Annotated in this window: 16 protein-coding genes; 7 read left to right on the forward strand and 9 right to left on the reverse strand. The window is 54.0% G+C overall.

The annotated features are described in order from the left end of the window. The first annotated feature begins 386 nt into the window (after nt 1-386). Together P1S59_06315 and P1S59_06320 are read left to right on the forward strand one after the other, a co-directional pair. Nucleotides 387-1,751, forward strand: a complete 1,365-nt coding sequence (locus tag P1S59_06315; GenBank protein ID MDF1525863.1) for a tetrathionate reductase family octaheme c-type cytochrome — start codon at nt 387-389, stop codon at nt 1,749-1,751. 140 nt (nt 1,752-1,891) lie between these two features. Then, nucleotides 1,892-2,227, forward strand: coding sequence for a winged helix-turn-helix domain-containing protein (locus tag P1S59_06320; GenBank protein ID MDF1525864.1), 336 nt, complete (start codon nt 1,892-1,894; stop codon nt 2,225-2,227). A 636-nt stretch (nt 2,228-2,863) separates the two neighbouring features. Here P1S59_06320 and P1S59_06325 read toward each other — a convergent pair. The 3 genes from P1S59_06325 to P1S59_06335 form a co-directional block, all read right to left on the reverse strand. Further along, complete coding sequence (locus P1S59_06325; protein ID MDF1525865.1) at nt 2,864-3,043, reverse strand: hypothetical protein; 180 nt, start codon at nt 3,041-3,043, stop codon at nt 2,864-2,866. Nucleotides 3,044-3,147: 104 nt separating this feature from the next. Beyond that, entirely contained in the window at nt 3,148-3,540 is a 393-nt protein-coding gene (locus P1S59_06330; protein ID MDF1525866.1) for a fibronectin type III domain-containing protein, read from the reverse strand. Nucleotides 3,541-4,784: 1,244 nt separating this feature from the next. Continuing rightward, nucleotides 4,785-5,912 carry a glycosyltransferase family 2 protein gene (locus P1S59_06335; protein ID MDF1525867.1) on the reverse strand — a complete coding sequence of 376 codons (1,128 nt, stop codon included), beginning with the start codon at nt 5,910-5,912 and terminating at the stop codon, nt 4,785-4,787. A 464-nt stretch (nt 5,913-6,376) separates the two neighbouring features. Between P1S59_06335 and P1S59_06340 the strand changes: the two genes are divergently transcribed. Next, nucleotides 6,377-7,150, forward strand: a complete 774-nt coding sequence (locus P1S59_06340; protein MDF1525868.1) for a hypothetical protein — start codon at nt 6,377-6,379, stop codon at nt 7,148-7,150. Between the two features lie 258 nt (nt 7,151-7,408). On the opposite strand, the gene P1S59_06345 is transcribed toward P1S59_06340, so the two are convergent. The 4 genes from P1S59_06345 to ccsA form a co-directional block, all read right to left on the reverse strand. Beyond that, nucleotides 7,409-7,981: a hypothetical protein gene (locus P1S59_06345; protein MDF1525869.1), complete on the reverse strand. Its 573-nt coding sequence runs from the start codon at nt 7,979-7,981 to the stop codon at nt 7,409-7,411. Nucleotides 7,982-8,105: 124 nt separating this feature from the next. Further along, on the reverse strand, nt 8,106-8,768 hold the full coding sequence (yrfG, locus tag P1S59_06350) for a GMP/IMP nucleotidase (GenBank protein MDF1525870.1): 663 nt from the start codon (nt 8,766-8,768) through the stop codon (nt 8,106-8,108). Nucleotides 8,769-9,101: 333 nt separating this feature from the next. Continuing rightward, complete coding sequence (locus P1S59_06355) at nt 9,102-10,160, reverse strand: cytochrome c biogenesis protein ResB (protein MDF1525871.1); 1,059 nt, start codon at nt 10,158-10,160, stop codon at nt 9,102-9,104. 140 nt (nt 10,161-10,300) lie between these two features. After that, nucleotides 10,301-11,089, reverse strand: coding sequence for a cytochrome c biogenesis protein CcsA (ccsA, locus tag P1S59_06360; GenBank protein MDF1525872.1), 789 nt, complete (start codon nt 11,087-11,089; stop codon nt 10,301-10,303). Between the two features lie 541 nt (nt 11,090-11,630). On the opposite strand from ccsA, the gene P1S59_06365 reads away from it, so the two are divergent. The 3 genes from P1S59_06365 to tkt all read left to right on the forward strand — a co-directional run bounded on the left by P1S59_06365 (nt 11,631) and on the right by tkt (nt 16,951). Continuing rightward, on the forward strand, nt 11,631-13,739 hold the full coding sequence (locus P1S59_06365) for a thioredoxin domain-containing protein (protein MDF1525873.1): 2,109 nt from the start codon (nt 11,631-11,633) through the stop codon (nt 13,737-13,739). Nucleotides 13,740-13,747: 8 nt separating this feature from the next. Further along, complete coding sequence (locus P1S59_06370) at nt 13,748-14,557, forward strand: DUF3047 domain-containing protein (protein ID MDF1525874.1); 810 nt, start codon at nt 13,748-13,750, stop codon at nt 14,555-14,557. Between the two features lie 402 nt (nt 14,558-14,959). Next, nucleotides 14,960-16,951: a transketolase gene (tkt, locus tag P1S59_06375; protein MDF1525875.1), complete on the forward strand. Its 1,992-nt coding sequence runs from the start codon at nt 14,960-14,962 to the stop codon at nt 16,949-16,951. Nucleotides 16,952-17,331: 380 nt separating this feature from the next. Here the strand turns inward: tkt and P1S59_06380 are convergent, their stop codons facing one another. Further along, on the reverse strand, nt 17,332-17,715 hold the full coding sequence (locus P1S59_06380; protein MDF1525876.1) for a response regulator: 384 nt from the start codon (nt 17,713-17,715) through the stop codon (nt 17,332-17,334). 31 nt (nt 17,716-17,746) lie between these two features. Here P1S59_06380 and P1S59_06385 point away from each other — a divergent pair, with 31 nt between their 5' ends. After that, nucleotides 17,747-17,947 (forward strand): hypothetical protein, encoded by a 201-nt coding sequence (locus P1S59_06385; protein ID MDF1525877.1) that lies wholly within the window; start codon nt 17,747-17,749, stop codon nt 17,945-17,947. 812 nt (nt 17,948-18,759) lie between these two features. Here the strand turns inward: P1S59_06385 and P1S59_06390 are convergent. Continuing rightward, nucleotides 18,760-19,728 (reverse strand): diguanylate cyclase, encoded by a 969-nt coding sequence (locus P1S59_06390; protein MDF1525878.1) that lies wholly within the window; start codon nt 19,726-19,728, stop codon nt 18,760-18,762. Nucleotides 19,729-19,998: the final 270 nt, after the last annotated feature.

The raw sequence follows: 19,998 nt of genomic DNA on the forward strand, positions 1-19,998 counted from the left end.
ACGGGTGGTATTCCTATAAAGTACGATAAAAGCTTTAACGCAGGGTACGCACCCCTCCCTTCGCCCTGCCTCTCCTCCTGGCTACTGGCTCCTGGATTCTGGCTCCGGCTCTAAACGCCCTGCGCCCTGTTTTCCTTCCCCCCCTCCATTTCTACTTCTACTTTCACTTCTACCGATCACGGTTCACGGATCACAGTTCACCCGTCTTCGCTTTCAGCTACGCCGCGGCAAGCGGATCGCGGATCACGGCTTTTAACCTTGTGAAACTTCTTGACAATCATTCCCTGCATAGGATAAAAACGCCAATAGTTAATTGTTTAATTAACTTTTTAATTTATCTAATTAGCAAAACAATACTGCAGCATAGCCAGAAAGGAGAAAGGCTCATGTACACAAAAATAGTACGAACCGTTTCGGTACTGGCCGTATTATCGGTTCTCCTCGTACCGGCAGCAGGCTGGGCAGCCTACGATCACAGCAAGATCGAAGGCCCCTTTGCCAGCGGCCCTGAGGTGACCAAGGCATGCCTCCAGTGCCACGATGATCAGGCCATGGATGTCATGAAGACATCCCACTGGACCTGGACCGTTAAGCAGAAGATCGAAGGCAGCGGCACCGTGGACAGAGGGAAGAAGAACGTCATCAATAACTTCTGCGTCGCGGTGACCTCCAACGAACCCCGATGCACCAGCTGTCACATCGGATACGGCTGGAAGGACGCTTCTTTCGACTTCACCGACAAAACAAGGGTGGACTGCCTCGTGTGCCACGACACTACCGGCAGCTACAAGAAAAACCCCATGGGCGCAGGCATGCCCAATGACGACGTGGATCTGCTTAAGGTAGCCCGGAACGTTGGCACCCCATCACGGATCAATTGCGGATCCTGCCACTTCTACGGCGGCGGCGGTGACAAGGTCAAGCATGGGGATCTGGACAGCTCCATGGGCAGCCCCTCCCTGGATCTGGATGTTCACATGTCTCCTGATGGGCAGGACATGAGCTGTCAGGGCTGCCACGAAGCTAAAGACCATCAGATCAAGGGCAACGCCCTGGTGGTTTCCCCCAGCGGTTTCAACCACCTGGACTGCTCCGCCTGTCACGATGGGGTACCCCACAGTGAAGGTCGCCTCAACAAACACATTTCCAGGGTGGCTTGCCAGACCTGTCACATACCCAGCTTTGCCCGAGAGTTCCCCACCAAGGTATTCTGGGACTGGTCAACAGCCGGCGAGGACAGGGATCCTGAAACCGACGCCAACGGCATGCCCACATATCAAAAGAAGAAGGGCAGCTTCCGCTGGGCTAAAAACATCGTGCCCGCCTATGCCTGGTATAATGGACAGGCTGGGGTCTACACCCTGGGCGACAAGATCGATCCCGAAGAGGTTACCTCTCTAAGCTGGCCCATCGGGAAAAAGAAGGATAAGGACTCAAAGATCTTCCCCTTCAAGGTCATGGAAGGACGCCAGCAGTACGACCTCAAGAACAAGACCCTCATCGTTCCCAAACTGTTCGGCAAGGGCGGTTACTGGAAGACCTACGACTGGAACCAGACCGCCAGGCTGGGCATGGAAGCCGTAGGACAGCCCTATAGCGGCGAGTACGGCTGGACCAATACGGTCATGTACTGGAAGATCAATCACATGGTAGCGCCAGCTGAAGATTCACTGGATTGTCTTGATTGTCACGGTGACGAGGGACGGATGGACTGGAAGGCCCTCGGTTACAAAAAGGACCCCATGAACTGATCCACGTAAACTGATAAAGCAAAAGGGGGGGAGGTTTATTTCTCCCCCCTTTTTTCATAACTTTATTAACAGTGCACTTAAGTGTATAAATCATCGAAGAGACAGATAATACTCCTATATCAACCTGGGAGAATAAACACATGCCCGAGTTCAAGTTGGAAGAGCTGAGAAATATTCAGGCCGAAGCCTGTAAAACCTTCGGTAACCCCAAGCGGCTCCTCATACTGGAATCGATCTGGGACAAGAAAATAACTTACAAGAAACTTCTTGAGATAACCGAACTGGACAAGGTCACCCTTACTCAGCAGACCTCCTTCATGCGCCGTAAAGGCATCATTAAAGGAGAACGCACATCTGAAGGTCTGGTCTTTTCGGTGTCAAACCCTAAAATTCTAGCGGCTTTCGGGCTTATGCGTGAAGTCGTGATCGACAAGATAAAGAAGGACAGCGAACTTCTGTCCCTTGTAACAAAGTAACGCCCCACCCCTTTCTTAACTGCACATTCTGTTTCCAACTGCTTTTTCTGGTCCTGGTTCCCGGGTTCACATACCTGTTTGGCTTCCGGCATGACGTCAGTTTTAAAACAGACTAAAGCCTTCCTCCACCCATCGCCAAGGCTATGGGTGGCAAGCTGCGCCCGAAGCCTGTCACGCCAGAGGCGTGACGACCTCTGCGTTCAAACAATGTCTGTTATTATAGAGATGCCACCCGTCTTCGTTCTTGGGGCGTCGCTGATGGCAATGCTATGCCCCCACATGTCGAACTTCCGTCTTCGCTTTTAGCTACGACGTGACAAGTCGCCGCGGCCTGAATGGCTGGATTCCGGCATGCTCCCCGAAAATGAAAGAGGGGCCGCCGTAAGGGCCGCCCCGCATATTGCATCTTGTATTGAAGATCTGTGCTTATTGGATCGTACCTGTAAAACCCGTCGGAGGACTGGGTGGAACTGCGCCAAAGGAAATGGCGACCTCGTTGCTGGGGCCGCATCCGCCATTATCGTCAGATCGGTTACCCGAACTGTCCACTGATACGCTGGTGAAGTACAGGGTGATGTTTTCTACCGAACCCACGTTGATACTGGCTGAAGTAGCCAGGGCATCATCAACGTTATGCTAATTGAGATAGGGGCCTCCAGGGGTCGTACCCCAGAGAACAACGTACCCGGCCAGATCGTCCAGGGTAGACCCGTCACAGGAAAAAACCGGCGGGTTCCAGCTAAGGGTTACGCTTGCGCCCTGAGCAAAGCATGGAAAAAACAAGAGCATAATCAGCGCGATGGTATACTTTGTCATGATAATCTCCTTTACTTTTTTTACATTTCAGATTTTTGACACACGAACGGGACACGCGGTGAAAGAAAACTGCGGTCCCGTTTTTAACTGCAGACTGGGTTTATTTAATTGAAGGTGTAGTTGATCTCGTTGGAAAAGTCGCTCTCGTTGCCGTAAATGTCGTAAGCCGTGACAGTGAGATAATAGGTCCCGGTTCCAAGATCACCGATCTCCGCCGTCGTATAGGAACCAACCGTGACAACCTGGGTATACTGTCCAGGCTGTGTCCCGTAGTGAAGTTTGTACCCGGCCAGATCATCAAGGGGACTGCCATCCTCGTTGGTGGTGGGAGCTGCCCAGCTGAGCATGAGGCTGTTTGTCCCCCCACCTCCGGTATCGATACCCCCAACACTGGCCACATCGCCGCAGCCCATGAGGGACAGGCTGACAAGGAATATCAGCGTACCTGTGATCAGAGCTTTTAACCTGCAATTTTTTCTGGCGATCTCCGTTTTCATCTTCGTTCTCTCCTTTTTTCAACCCCATTTTGAGGATGGAATATGCATACTGTTATCGCGGTCACTAAATTCAATAGGTGTGCCAACTTCAGAGGGGTTACTGAATATGGAAACTGACAAATTGTCAGTTTTCGGGATCCCTTGGATATTAGGGGTTTTCAGAAAATCAAAGTAACAACAGGTTACGAAAGCGTAACTTTTTTAGTAATTTAAAGGGCTACAGACTCGGATCGATCCATGGGGAGACCCGCAATTTTTTCATAGAAAACTTGAAAAGGTGTCAAAGTTGGAGAGGAGGAAGGGGGGAAGATGAAGGAGGAAGGTGGAAAATGGGAACGCAGAATGCAGAACGCTGAACGCAGGAGAAACCCTTGACTTGGCGACCCGTCTTCGTCCTTCGGACTTCACCGTGGCAGGCTGAGCGACTGAGCGAAAGGACAAGATTCAAAGCCAAAAACGTGGTTTCTATGAAAGCGACAGGTGCTGTCTCTCGCCCTTCGACAAGCTCAGGGCAGGCTGAGGACACTGAGAATACCTTTTTCTGGACAGGATCAACAGGATCTACAGGACCAGGTTTGGTAAAAAACCCTGTTAATCATGTAAATCCTGTCAAAACCACCCTTTGATCAAGTATCAGATTACCTACCACAAACAACGTCATTCCGGGCCGATCAACAGTCCATTTCTTTACTCTTCCTCCCCCTGCTTGGCACGGCGTAGCTTAATGCGAAGACGGCTGAGGGGGGCTTCAGAATGTAGGATAGGATTTCACCCTCCCCTCAATCCCCTCCCCTCGAGGGAGGGGAAGATTTCGGAAGAGGACTCCTGAGAGGAGGACCGAGGTGGGGGTGAAAGGGAAGACTCGGAGTCCAGTCGCACTTGCTTGCCACGTCGTAGCTGAAAGCGAAGACGGGTCATCGCGCTTGTCCGCCGTAGCCTTTGGCGAAGGAGGAAACCGTCACCCATGTGAAGCGATCCCGCTCTTTATAAAAAGAGACTAAAGCTTTAACGCAGAGTTTCGCAGAGCGACCGATCATGGTCGCACCGCAGAGGGCCGCAGCTTGTCATGGCGCAGTCACGCAAGTCGCATGACGAAGACGGAAGGAAAACGTTAAATCAGGGGGGAAGACACGAAATTCAGTGCAAAAGTGCACCCGCACCTATGGTGAGGCTTTCGTGCATGAATATTATGCACTACTGCACTTGCCGTTCTTCCACCTTCCACCTTCCTCCTTCACTATTCGTTATTTTCTTCCTCCTTCCTTTCTTTGATAAACCGTTCCCCTCCATTTCACCCCCCCATGGACATAGTAGAGAACCAGGGAACGGATGATGGTCCATACGAGAAGGATCGTACCGGCAGGGAAGGTCAGAAAATAGAATCTGCTGACCCCCATACCTCGAGAAGCCAGGGCATAAAGGAAAGCGAAGGAAACCCATACCCCCGCACCGGCTGCCACAGAAGGGATATTGATCCCGCTTTCCGGAAGGATCACATGAAGGAAGGGTAAAAGTCCTGGTACTGCGGTTATCAGTATCAGGGCAATGCAGCCGATCACCGTAAGAACCGGACTGTAATCGAAGCCCGCAAATGCGTTCTTCTCCAGACCTTTTATGAGGCCCCCTAACCCCTCGTGCCACCTGACCTGCAGGCAGCGCTCTCCGGAGACGACATACTGTTTCCCCCCGGACCTTTTGATAAGGCGACCCAGGAGAAGATCGTCCACCACCTCTCCCTTGATGGCCGAGTGGGTACCGGCTTTTTCATAGGCTGTTCGTCTGACCAGGTTGAAGGCCCCGATACCGGCAAAAAAGCTTGAACCCTGGATGGATGCTCTCCAGATCCTGAACCGGGACATAAGCAAGATGGCAAAATGTAATACAAAAACCCGTTCCCAGAAACTCTTTGTGACCATAAGGGGCGTGGCCACCAGGTGGTCTATCCCCTCACTTTTGCAAAACTGGACTGCCCGCGCCAGGCAGCCCGGCTGGAACACGACATCCGCATCGGTGAAAAGGATGAACTCCCCGGTGGTCACACTGTAACCCGCCTGCATGGCGTGGGTCTTCCCCAGCCACCCCTCGGGCACCTTGGTTATGTCCATCACCTTAAGTCTGGCATCCTGGCTTGCGAGACGGTGAGCGATGACCCCGGTTCCATCTGTTGATCGGTCGTTGACGAGAAGCACCTCCCCGCCCTCTGGAAGGGCCTTAAGGAGACTCCCCAGAGCCTGTTCGATATTCTTTTCCTCGTTGCGGGCCGGAACGACAACTGAAAGGCTCACATTGGCCGACGGCTGAGGCAGATCGGCCAGGTCCAGTCCCACCCTGGCGGCTATCCACCACTCAAGGGCAAGCTCCGCCCACCACAAAAAAGACACGACGCTAATGAAAGTGATAAATAGCTCCACAGCATCTAGGTAGCACAGTTAGAACCCCGGTCCAAAGCCCAAAGTCTAATGTCCAAAAGGGACAGAGTCATTATTATTGATTCGCGATTAGTAAAATCCTCTCTCTTCGTCATTCCGGACGCGACGAAGTCGTGATCCGGGATCCAGTGGCACTAGTGTAACAAATGCGACTGGACTCCGGGTCTTCGCTTTCACCCCCACCTCGGTCCTCCCCCCTCCGCAGGGGGAGGAAGAGTAAGGAACGGGGCTTATTGTTAGGCTCTGCCCGGAATGACGAAAGCTTATGATCTTATTCTGCGTCGGTGATCAGAATATTCTACGTTCTACATTCAACATTCTCCATCCAGCCCCACCCCAGACGGTTCTTCCTCGCTTCAGTCCGTGATATATTGGTGTAAACAGCCAATCAGATCAGGGGAGAGCACATGATGAGGTTTTACATATTCACAGGGGTCCTGTTTATCGCTTTGACAGCGGCGGCCTTGCCGGTTCACTCAAGCAGCCCCCTTCCGTTCACCAAGAGCAACCGATTCGCCTCCAATCTGCAGTACACAGGGGGGACCGGAACAGGGTACACCCTCGAACAGATCCGATGGGGGGATCACCATAATTTTGAACGGATCGTTCTGGAGTTCCGTTCGCCCCAACCAGACAGTGGAGAGGACCTCCCCCGAATGAAGGTGGAGACCGAATTCTACCCCATGGGAATGGCCATACGTCTGCCGGGTTCAAAGACCAGGAGTGAGGGTTCCCTTTTCACCGGGGACCTTTTCACGAAAAGCAAGCTTATATCCGGTGTCGACATTTTCGATGAATGCGAGGGAGGGCAGCACCTCACAATTATCCCTGCCCGCCCCGTTGAGTTCGAGGTGTTCACCCTTACATCCCCGCCCCGACTGGTCGTCGACGTGATGCTGAGCCGTATGCCGGCCATGAGGGAGGAGCAGAAGTATTCTGTGCGGACCCTTCCCCTGTACGGAGATCAGATCTGTATCCTCCTCGAAAAAGCTGCCGATACCGGGATCACTCCCAGGCTTATTACCGACGCCGACGGAAATGTTTTCGGGGAACTGGGGCTTTTCAATGAAGCGGACGAGGCCTTCGCCGCTTTGAACCGGCTTAAAGGGTCCCTGGGCGATCGGTTCTCACTGAGTGTGAAGTCGAGAGGGATGATGACGGTCCCGGCGGTTTTACCTTAAGCAGGGACACGGGAACGGAGGAGCGTGGGAGCGTAAGGCTATCTACGTGGCATAGCAAGTTTCAAGACCATTCGTCCCTCACCCTTTCGCCCCCTCACCCACTCCGATATCAGCATATATTAGGAGGCTGCGGGAGTAACGAACGGCTCGAGTCCGTAGGATTTTGACTGGCATTAAGGCTCAGGAGAAGAGTCCAGCCGTTCGATCCCGCCATCGGCGGGACAGATGGGCCCTTATCGTGAGCCGCATTAACCCTACCTAATATATGCTGATATACCCTTCCGGTTTCTCTATTACAAACAACAGCGACGGCGCCTGGTCCGGGTCAAAATCCCGGACATACTTGGCCTCGGTCAAGATACTCTCCCCGCCATGGGAAACAAAACCGGAGGCTACCATCAGCTCATAGGCCGTAGCATAACTGTACACCGCGTCGTATCCCCTGGTCCAGGCGATGTCAAGGGTACGCTTGAGGAGTTCAATCCCTATCCCCAGCCCCCGGGACTTTACCTGGGCATCCTCCCTCACAACAACAAAAGTGAACCTCATGACCTGCTTGTCTTGGGAAAAGGGGCTTCCCTTGGATGCATCAGGCGTGAAGGCCTGATAGCCGATCACGACCTTGCCAAGAAGACAGATCATGACCTTCCCACGGCATTTATCCAGGGAGGAAAAAACATCCTGCCAGGCCCCGAAATGCTTCCTTTGAAGGACATCTACCTGCTTGCGGTTTCGATCTTCATGCATAGTCCTGTAGACCAGAAGCTCATGGTCTTTAGCCCACTTCAACTGCTTGCGGGTGAAAGTTTTTGAAGGAAGTTTGCCAACCATAAATTAAAGGTTAAAGGGTAAAGGGGAAAGGTTCAAGGTAGAAAGTGAAAGTAAGGGGTACAGGGTCCAGGGTACAGGTTCCAGCAGTCAGCTTATCGATTCTACGTTCTACGTTCTACATTCTTTAAGGGATGATCTCCCCGAAGTCCCGGACAGAGAAAAAGCTCTCGGAATCCAGGGGTGACCTGGCGCTGCTGGAGTTTGAAACAAACACCAGATAGCGAATCCCGTATCCGTAGGCCGACCGCAAAACGGCCTCCGTATCCTCGCCAAGGAGGGTCCTTTCAGGGTTGAAGGGAACGACCTTTTGCAGTTTGTCCCAGAAGGCGGGATCCTCCTTGGGCATGCCTATCTCGTGGGAGGTGATAATGCCGTCGAACCGATGAGCCAGCGCCGTTCTTTCCATTTTAAGGTCCAGGGTCTTACCGTGGGCGTTAGTCACCATGAAAATCTCTTTGCCCGCGGCTTTCACTCTTTCCAGAAACTCGATAACGTTGGGATGGATAGCGATCAGGTGCTGAATTTTCCTTTTCAGAGCAGGGATGTCCAGGTCCAGTTGATGGGACCAGAAGTCAAGGTTGGCCCAGTCGAGAGTTTCCTCCTGGGACCTGTAGCGGGGCATGAGTTCCTCTACGGCCTCTTCTCCGGAGATACCGTTCTTAAGGGCGTACTGCGCCGGCACGAACTCCTCCCAGAAGTGGTCGTCAAAATGTTTATCCAGAAGGGTCCCGTCCATGTCCAGCAGGACCGTATCGATGTTGTTCCAATCGGGGGGTGTTTTATTCATATCTCATATCTCAAATCTCAGATCTCAGATCTCCGGAAAGCTGGAATGGTGAATATGGAATAGGGGAGGTGGAATGAGGGCACACTTGTTTTTTCTCCTCATCTTTGGGTGATACTGCTTTGTCGTTTGTCATCGCGAACCGCATTCTGTGTGAAGCGATCCCGATGCCTGAGATTGCTTCATCACGCCGATGGCGTGATTCGCAATGACACCGTTGGACATTGGGCGTTGGACGTTAACCTAATCTCTCCGCCCTGCGCACCTGGCGAGTCAGGCGAGCCGCCCTTCGCCCTGTCCCTCCAGACCCTAGACGCCAGACACTAGCCACTGGGATCATTCAGGATCCCGAGAGGGATCCTGAATGATCCCAAGGAACCCTGCAAGTGCCCAGACAGTCCCCAAAGCCAGGATCACCGAACCCAGGATCACCAGCCACACACCCGGATCGTAGTGGACCCTGAAGACGCCGCGGGGGGAATCAAGGAGCTGACCCAGGGTTATCTGGATACCTCCCAGCAAAGCCGAACTTTGCATCCCGGGAGCGTTGGAAAGGTAGGCTGAACCGGATACCCTCCCACCCCTGTCCCGAAGGAGAAGAAGGATCCCCGGGCCAACAGTTCCTCCCCTTCGCTGACCCTCCTGGAGGACGCCACCGATGGAAAGAGTGCGTCCATCCTTCAGAAAAGCATCCTGACCTGCTTTGACTGTCATCGCCCCGGAGGTGGAGGTGCCAAGGACACCGCCTGTCACACCCTGTTCGTAATCGTCAGGAGGGTATATGACTGTACTGCCGTGAAGAAGAGGGTGGTTGGTCCTGATAGTTCCCGCAGCGACCTCCCTGTCCCCTTCAAAAACGGTCACATCGCTGAGGGTATCCATAGGCCGGCCGCCCGGGGATTGTACGACCTCGAGATCGTTGAGCTTCAGGGAAACTCCCATCTCCTTTACCGGCACCACCTGGCCAGCTTCAAGGACAACCCTCGTGCGGGTGCCGAGGGAACTTCCCAGAACGAACCCGGCGAAGATCAAAAGAAACCCCAGGTGGACAAGGACCTCTCCGTACCCTTTTAGCCTTTTCCTTCTCTTTGCGAACCAGTTGACGGTACACAGGAGAAGGCTGATGACCATGATGTAGGAAAGGGCCACGAGGATATACACCCAGAGGGACACCGGGAAGGTCTTCGGCGCGACCTGTTTCATCCACAGGTTGAAGGGGTAGGAGTCCATCTTCTGCCAGAACTGGGGATCGTTGAAATAGGCTGCTATGGAGCCCCCGGCCAGGTCCACACACCACAAGATGGACAGGACAACGAAGGTCACCGGGTGGACTAAAACCGCCCACAATCTGGCCGCTATCGCTATATGCGGGCGGTTTTCAGTTCCAGGTTTCATGTTCCAGGTTCCAGGTTCATTCATTTCAACCAGGTTTCCTCAACATCATCGATCTCCCAATACGACTAGTACACTTCCTGTTATGCTCCCCACACCTGGAACGCGGAAGGTGGAACGTGGAACTCTCCTTCCGGGGCATCCTACTCCGGAAGAAGGGGGTGGGAGGTTGTAAACAGAAGTCCCAGACCCAGATAGGTGAACAGAACCAGGATAAAGCCGGCCACTGCAAGAACGTTCAGGGGCCACCCCTGCCATCTGGGCCGGTTCCGGACATGAAGCACTCCCGAATAGTAGAACCACAGGATCCACGACCACAGCCCCTTGATCCTCCATGTCCAGTAGGAACCCCATGCCAGATAGGCCCAGAGACTCCCGGCGATCATGCACCATGTGAAAAGTATGTAGCCGATATACAGGCTCTCGTCCATCATCCGGCGCTCGTTCCCCAGGGGCGAACCTGGCCAGTGGAAAGTCCTGTAGATCGCCATGAGGGCGGCAATACCGAACAAGCCATAGGCGGCAAAAGAAGTGGCAACGTGGATCAGGAAAAGAGGCGTGTCGATGGCGGGGGTCAGGGGCGCGACGTTCATGGGACCCTTGCCTGCAAAAAGCAGGGATGCCACAGTTAGCGCCATAGCCGCCGGCATGAAGGAGTCGGCACGGTATCGAAAGCTGAAATAAACAGCAACAGCCGCCACCCAAAGGGCCAGAAAGTGCTGTGTCTCGAAGAGACCTGTGACAGGCAGGTGGGATCCGGCGTTCCAGCGCAGAACGAGAAGGACCAGTTGTGTCACAACACCTGCAAGTGCCGCCAGCCTTCCCACGAAAAGGGGGAGCCGACGGACAAGCAGGGCCGCGGCTGAATAGATCGCCGCTGCCGCATAAAGGCCCAGGGAAAGGTTATGGAGGATGAAGGTCGTTTTTATCATGGGTCAGAATCCACCTTTTCGGAGGAGGATAATAACAAAGGAAAGTAGAAAGGGGAACCGCATCTACCACTTCCGTCATTCCGGGCAGAGCCTAACAATAAGCCCCGTTCCTTACTCTTCCTCCCCCTGCGGAGGGGGGAGGACCGAGGTGGGGGTGAAAGCGAGGACCCGGAATCCAGTGGCATTCTAATAAAAAACGATTAAAGCTTTAACGCAAAGTTGCGCAGAGGTTATCATAATGTCCAAATTCCAAAAACTGTCCACCGTTGACTTGTCCAGACGTTTGCGCTCTTTCCCCGACACTCCGCCACACCCATACGTCCATATTAGCTCTTTCCATCCCCTGTATCCCCTTCATCCCTGTTAACAGGTTTTGCCTGAGATCGCTTCGCATGGTATCGGCTTCCTCCTTCGCCAAAGGCTACGGCGGACAAGCGCGATGACCCATCTTCGCTCTGCGTTAAAAAGGCGTTTGCCCTATCAATGGTTATGATTACAGAATACAGGTAAACTATTGAATGACTTTCTCATGGAGGTGATTTTGGATAATCCCGGAAAGGTAAAAACGAACCGGCTGGCCGGATCCGGCAGCCCCTACCTGCTCCAGCACGCCGGAAACCCGGTAGACTGGCACCCCTGGTCCCCGGAAGTTTTCCTTAAGGCCCGATCCGAGGACAAGCCGGTCTTCCTGTCCATCGGCTACTCTACCTGCCACTGGTGTCACGTCATGGAAAAGGAGTCCTTCAGCGACCCGGAGGTCGCGGCCTTGATGAACGAGACCTTCGTGTGCGTAAAGGTTGACCGTGAGGAACGTCCCGATGTCGATCACCTCTACATGACCGTCTGTCAACTCCTGACAGGTTCGGGCGGCTGGCCCCTGACCATCGTCATGACCCCGGATGGGGAGCCGTTCTTTGCTGGCACCTATTTCCCCCGTGAGGATCGTTACGGCCAGCCGGGCATGATGCAGATCATCCCGGAGATCCGTGAGCTTTGGGAAGGTGACAGAGAGAAAGTGTACTCCAATGCCCGGGAGATATCCGAGGGAATTCAGGCCTTCATGGACCCTGACCTGCCAGCATCACCCGGCGGCCACCTTTCCGAGAGGACCTATCTCTCCCTGGCGGACCAGTACGACAGCCGTCACGGCGGGTTCGGCTCGGCCCCCAAATTCCCCGTCTTTTCTAACCTCCTGTTTCTTATGAGGTATTGGGGCAGGACCGGGGAAGAGCAGGCCCTTGCCATGGTCCGTCAGACCCTTGATGCCATGCGTATGGGCGGGATCTACGACCACATGGGATACGGTCTTCACCGCTACTCCACAGATGAAAGGTGGTTCGCCCCTCACTTCGAGAAGATGCTGTACGATCAGGCTCTGGCCGCCTTGACCTACACCGAGGCTTTTGGCGCCACCGGGGAGAAACAGTTCAGGGAGACGGCCGAGGAGATCCTCTCCTATGTTCTCCGGGACCTCCAGTCCCCGGACGGGGGCTTTTATTCAGCAGAGGATGCCGACAGCGAAGGAGAAGAGGGCAAATTCTACACCTGGACTGCCGGGGAACTCGACGAACTCCTGGACGAGGAAGAGGCTTTGGTGGTCAAAGAGGTCTACAATACGTCGGACGCCGGAAACTTCCTCACAGGACCGGGGCAGCCCACCGGGCGCAACATCCTCTTCCTGAACTTTGATGCCCATGACTCTGCCGGACGTCTGGGAATGAGCACGCAAAACCGGGATAAGATCCTGAACAGGGTCAGGGAAAAGCTCATGGCTGCCAGGGATTCTCGCGTCAGGCCCATGAGAGACGACAAGATCATGACCGACTGGAACGGGCTTATGATAGCGGCGCTGGCAAAAGCCGCCGGAGCTTTTCAGGAAAATTCCTACGCAGACGCTGCCGAAAAGGCTCTCGGGTTTATCCAGCGCAACTTGATGGATAAAAAGGGGGGACTGCTGCATCTACATTACAGGGAAGGGGAGGAGGTGGCGGCCTTTCTGGATGATCACGCCTACCTGCTGTGGGGCGTTCTGGAACTGCACCAGTACACATACCGGGCAGACCTGCTCACTTTTGCCCTCAGCATTGCCTCAGAGATGGTGGACCTTTTCGGGGATACTGAAAACGGCGGTTTCTTTCTCACCCCCGGTGATAACGACTCCCCCCTTACCCGCCAGAAGCCCTCCTTCGACGGTGCCATACCTTCGGGCAATGCAGTGGCCGCCATGAGTCTGCTCCGTTTCAGCCGTCTCACTGCCCGCCAGGACCTTGAGGAGGCGGCCCACAAAACCCTTCGGGCCTTTGCCACAGAGATAGAAACCGGCCCCGCCGGCTTTACCCATATGATAAGCGCTCTTGATATGGCACAGCACGGCACCGCGGAGGTTATCATCGTTGGAGACCCTCACAAGGATGATACGAAGCAGTTCATCCACACTCTGCAGCGTTCTTACCTGCCCGCCGTCACCGCTGCACTGTTTGACCCCGGGGCACCGGACCCTGTTGTTCAGGAACTTATCCCCTACGCATCGGACATGAAAACCGTGGACGGCAAAGCCGCGGCTTATGTCTGCAGACACTTCGCATGCCTCGCACCCACTACCGATCCCAAGGAGATGTTAAGAACCTTGGCCAGGAGGAAGGGTTCCTGATCGTGAAAATGGGCGTTTCCAACCTGATGTCAAAACAAGCCCTGGGCGCCGCCATGGCGGCAGCGGCACTGGCCATTCTGGCTTCAGGGGTGCTGCAGTCCCCCGCCCCGGTCTTTGGTGATCCTTCCGGTGCAATTCTGTTCAGAGAAGAGTTCAATACCCTGGAAAAGTGGAAACCGCTCAAGTTCAGAAATATTGAAAACATGAGCTCCTACACACTGGATCAGCAGGAGGACGGGGAGAGTTTCGTCAAGGCACACAGCAGCAGCTCGGCCTCAGGAATGATCTGGCTGAATGAATTCCATGTTTACGAGTATCCCCTGATCCGATGGCGCTGGAAAGTTTCCAATGTTTACAGCAAAGGGGACGCCCTGCAAAAGGCGGGGGACGATTATCCCGTGCGTATCTACGTCATTTTCAAGTACGACACCAAAGATCCCCGGGTAAAAAAGAAGTTCAAATACGGGCTGGCGAAACTCCTTTACGGGGAATACCCTTTCTATTCAAGCCTGAACTACATATGGGCCAACCGGGAGCACCAGCAGCGGTTTATACCCAACCCCTTCGCCAAAGAAGCCATTATGATCCCCTTGCGATCCGGTTTTGCGCTTGCCGGCCAGTGGCTTACCGAGGAGCGTAATATCCTGGAGGATTATCGTGAGGCGTTTGGGGAGGACCCCCCGGCAACAGCCGGTCTGGCTTTCATGAACGACTCGGACAACACGGGGGAAGCTTCCGAGTCGTGGATCGATTGGATCGAGATATTTCGAGATCAGAATGTAGAACCCAGAACGCAGAACACAGAAGTTGAAAAATGAAAAACGATTAGAAACACGCCTCAGTCCACGCTTTGCCGCCCTTTATTGTTATTCTACGTTCTACATTCTGCATTCTGCTCTTCTTGACACCCCACCACCCTCCTGCTAGGAAGACAGCAGGGAAATTAATTTTCTATTCCCTATTCCAAAACCCAAATGCACCGGACCTTAAAGCTTCCAGGAAGGGTCCAGATGCAAGGCCAGAATCCTGAGGAAACCGGAGGCGTATATGCCGACATACGTCGAGGCTTTCCGAAGGGTGATAACGCAGCAGATGATGTGCTATTGAGGGCCGCCCCTAACTTCTGAAATATTTGAGGATTACCGAGGAGAAATTACGACGTAGATAGCGTGCTATTGACGGCCGAACCAACACTTTTATTGAAAATTAAGGAGTAATTCATGAGTAATATCGAGATTCTAGCCATTAACACAATTCGTACATTGTCTATGGACGCCGTTCAAAAAGCCAACAGCGGCCACCCCGGCATGCCCATGGGAGCGGCCGCCATGTCCTACGTCCTGTGGACCAGGTTCATGCGTCATAACCCGAAAAACCCCCAGTGGCCCAACCGGGACAGGTTCATCCTTTCGGCCGGGCACGGTTCCGCTCTGTTATATTCCCTGCTTCACCTCACCGGTTACGACCTGTCCATGGAGGACCTGAAGAGCTTCCGCCAGTGGGAATCCAGGACACCAGGTCACCCGGAGAATTTCAAGACTCCGGGCGTTGAAGTCACCACCGGGCCTCTGGGCCAGGGGATAGCCAACGGAGTGGGCATGGCCATTGCCGAAGCGCACCTTTCCGCAAAGTTCAACAGGCCCGGCTACGCAGTCCTGGAACACTTCACCTACGTTATTGCCAGCGACGGCGATCTCATGGAGGGTGTCGCTTCCGAGGCCTGCTCCCTGGCCGGACATCTGGGGCTGGGCAAGCTCATCGTTCTTTACGATGACAACCACATCTCCATTGACGGTTCCACCGACCTCGCCTTTACCGAAGACCGAATGGGTCGATTTTCAGCTTACGGCTGGCACACTCTGGAAGTTGCCGACGGCAACGACACCGATGCCATCGCCAGAGCCATTGAAAAGGCACAGGGGGAGGAAAGCAGACCGTCCATCATCGCCGTCAGGACCCACATCGGTTACGGCAGCCCCAACAAGCAGGACACATCGGATGCCCACGGATCTCCCCTGGGTGAAGAGGAGATCCGCCTCACCAAGGAGAAGCTGGGCTGGCCTGTTGATCGATCTTTTTATGTCCCGGAAGAGGCCGCGGCCCATTTTAAAACGGTGGCCGATACCGGGAAGAAGGAAGAGGCCACGTGGCAGGGGATCTTCTCCGCCTACCAGAATGAGCACCCTGACCTTGCCGCCATGTGGAAACAGATGTGGAGCGCCGAACTGCCCCAGGGCTGGCAGGAAGCCCTTCCCGACCTGTCCGGACAAAGCATGGCCACCCGGTCGGCCTCGGGGAAGGTCATTAACGCCCTCGCCCCCATACTGCCCAGGCTCATGGGAGGGTCAGCTGATCTGGCCCCTTCCAATAACACCATGATCACAGGTGAAGGGACCTTTTCGAAGGAAAACAGGCTGGGGAGGAACTTTCACTTTGGAGTCCGGGAGCACGGCATGGCTGCCATCGCCAACGGGATGTCCCTCCACGGCGCGCTGCACCCTTACGTCGCCACCTTCATGATCTTCTCGGATTACATGAAACCGGTCATCAGGCTTTCGGTCCTGTCCCGATGTCCCGTCACTTTTATTTTCACCCACGACAGTATAGGGCTCGGGGAGGATGGCCCCACCCATCAGCCCATTGAACAACTGGCTGGCTTAAGGGCCATTCCAGGACTCATCGACATCAGGCCAGCCGACGCTTCGGAGACAGTGGAGGCCTGGAGGATCGCCCTTGAGACCAATGAACCCACCGCACTGATCCTGAGCCGCCAGAACCTGCCTGCCATCGACCGGACGGTCCACCCATCTGCAAGGGCAATAGAAAAGGGCGCCTACGTCCTCGCCGAGACCGGGTACGATCAAAGAGCCATCATTATGGCATCCGGTTCGGAGGTGGACCCGGCCCTGAAAGCCATGGAGATCCTGGATGCCAAAGGGATCCACGTCCGTGTCGTTAACGTAGCCAGCTTTGAACTTTTTGAACGGCAGTCCGAATCCTACAAGCGCGAAGTACTGCCCCGCGAGATAACCGCCCGAGTCGCCGTGGAAGCTGCCTCATCTTTCGGTTGGGATCGCTACACTGGCACCGACGGCAGGATCATCGGCATCGACCGGTTCGGTTCCTCCGCCCCCGGCGGCCTGAACATGGAGAAGTTCGGGTTCACAGCGGAGAATATTGCGAAAATTGTTGAAGAACTTCTTCAAGACTGACTAAACGCAGAGGAAGGCTTCAACCTGGGGTAAAAACCGGTTACCATAAATGCGATATTTTTTACCGCAGGGTACGCCCTTCGACAAGCTCAGGGCAGGCTGAGAAAACCTGAAAAAAGGTTCGCAGGGGAAAATTATTTCCTTATATTCAAATTTCACTCTGATCGATCAGATTATCTCTGCGTTCTCTGCGCCTCTAGTGAGTCATTACGCCAGTGTTTTGATGGGCGTGACGAACGAGCGAGAGAAATTTTATTTTGAGATCTGAGATTTGAGATCTGAGATTATTCCAGACACTTTACACACTAGACCCTGGACACCTGGATACCTGGATACTTATGTATCCCTTCCCTATTCCTCCTTCCCTATTCCTTCTTCACTCAAAGGGACCGCTCATACCTTGCTGCCCTGGCCACCTCCCTGTCCAGCACTTCCTTAAAGCGACGATGGTTGAACAACCCCGTCAATCCGTCTCGAATGACAAGTTCCTTAAGCTCCTGGTTGGACTCCTCCATTTTCAGGTTGTTCTGCTCAAGATGCTCCATGAGGCCGCGTTTCTCATGGAGAAGAGCGATCTTGTGCATGCCCCGGTTGACGACCTCGGTGACTGTTTCCAGATCCTGGAACGGTTTGAAGATGTAATCGAAGGCGCCGGCCTTGACAGTGGCCACCGCATTGTCTAATGAGGCGTGGCTGGTGATTATGATGACCAGGGCATGCTCATCCAGTTTTTTGACCTCCCCTGATAGCTGGACCCCACTCATCCCCCCCCATCCTGATATCGGTGATCACCAGGTGGTTCGGATCCTCCCTGAAAACCTCCAGGGCCGCTTCACCGCTGGGGACAGCAACAACGCTGAACCCCTCGTCGGTGAGATGCTCCTTCAGCATGTTCCTGATGACTGCCTCGTCATCGGCAATGAGGATCTTGATCTACTCCTTCACCCTGCTCCCTCCCCGCTAGCCCGCATTATTCATGATGGTGATGAGATGTGAGCTAACTGTTTGGCAAATATGGATAAATGGGAATGGCACGATAAACATCATGAATTATGCGGGGTTGTCCGGACATAGTCACGAGAGGAGTTTTTCGTTCCGGCAAGGCGACTGTCCAGGGAGCGCGGAGGCATACTTTAGTATTCCGCACAAGCGAACGACACAGCAACGCCGCCAGAACGGAAAAGAACCTCGTGAATAGTCCGGGCTAGGTGCTCTTACCCTTTTGCAGTACCTGTCAAACTCTTTTAACCCTCCAATACCAAAACACAAAGGCGAGTTTAACAGGGATGAAGGGGATGAAAGAGATGGGGAAAATCTGTGCAGAGTGCAAAGTGCAGGGTGCAGAGAAAAAATAAAATCCAATGTCCGAATTCCCAAAACTGCCCACCGTAGACTTATCCAGACGTTTGCGCTCTTTCCCCGGCACTCCGACACCCCTATACGCCCATATTAGCTCTTTCAATCCCCTATATCCCCTGTATCCCTGATAGAAAATCGAATTTTAAATCTCAGATCCCGGATCTCAAAAACCCGAGATCGCTTCACATAGGTGACGGTTTCCACCTTCGCTTCCACCGTCGCTCTTCGAGCTATGGCGGACAAGAAAGCTATGGTGGACAAGCGCGATGACATAAGCGTATGTCATTGCGAGCCCTGTGTCTTTTCAGTGGGCGCGGCAATCTCGGCTGGATACCCGGTTACCTGGATACATGAGCATTACCTCCTTGCTTCCAGGCTCCCTCGCCCCCACGCCGTGTCTCCCCGTCACCGAGTCACCCTATCAGGCGGTATTTCGCCAGATCGATGGATCAATCCTGCTGCGTGATACAAACGACCCGGTTGCGACCCCGGCTTTTGGCCCGGTAGAGAGCTTCATCCGATTTTTCTACCACGGAAGAGGCATCCCCGCAGTCTGCGGGAAATTCGGCCACACCGAGACTGACGGTAACTTTTCCAAGGGGCTGTGATTCCCTGCCCTGGAACGGGTAGTTCTCCACCTGGGCCCGGATGTCCTCAGCCACCAGGGTACCGGCCTTTCTGTCTGTTTCAGGAAGCAAAACCGCAAACTCCTCCCCACCGTACCTGGCGGAAGTGTCCACGTTTCGAAGGCGGGTCGTAATAATGTCAGCCAGGGTCTTTAGCACCTCATCCCCCGCGGGATGCCCGTGGGTATCGTTGTAGTTCTTAAATTGATCCACATCCAGCATGAGCATGCAAAGGGGCCGATCGTACCTTTCTGCCCTGGTAAGCTCTCTGTCCAGAACATCCTTGAAGTGGCGATGGTTGAACAATCCGGTAAGCCCGTCGCGAATAGCCAGCTCCCTGAGCGCCTCGTTGGACTGCTCCATCCTCAGGTTGCTCTGCTCCAGGTCCTCCAGGAGCATACGATTTTGATGGAGCAGGGCGACCTTGTCCATGGCGCGCGTGACGACCTCGGTGACCAGGTCCAGATCCTCGAACGGTTTGAAGATGTAATCGTAAGCCCCTGCGCGCAGGGTGGTGATGGCGGAATCTAAAGAGGCGTGGCTGGTGATCATGATGACCATGGCATCAGAGTCAAGTTTTTTGACTTCCTCTAATAGCTGGACCCCGCTCATCCCGCCCATCCTGATATCCGTGATCACCAGATGTGCCTGATCGTTTTTAAAAACCTCCAGCGCCTCCTCGCCGCTGGGAACAGCCACTACGCTGTACCCTTCGTCGGTGAGGTGCTCCGTCAGCAGACTCCTGATGATCTCCTCGTCATCCACAACCAGGATCTTGAATTTACCCTTCACGATGCTCCTTCCATGAGGGGACCCATGCCCCTTTGCAGCCTGCGTTCCGGACTTGACCTTCTTTCATTACTGCAATTACAGTATTTGTAGCTTTTTTCCCCCGGTGAGGCAACACCCCAGAGAACACTCCACGGAATCCGCCAGGGACTGTTGATAACGTCAGATAACGTTGGCCCGGTCAAAGCCCGAACACCTTTGACCTTATAACAGCACCATTTTTCAAGTAAAACTCGAGAAAATTCAAAAGTATGAAAAGGAAAAAACCTGTGC

Source organism: bacterium (assembly GCA_029210965.1).
GTDB lineage: Bacteria > BMS3Abin14 > BMS3Abin14 > BMS3Abin14 > BMS3Abin14 > JALHUC01.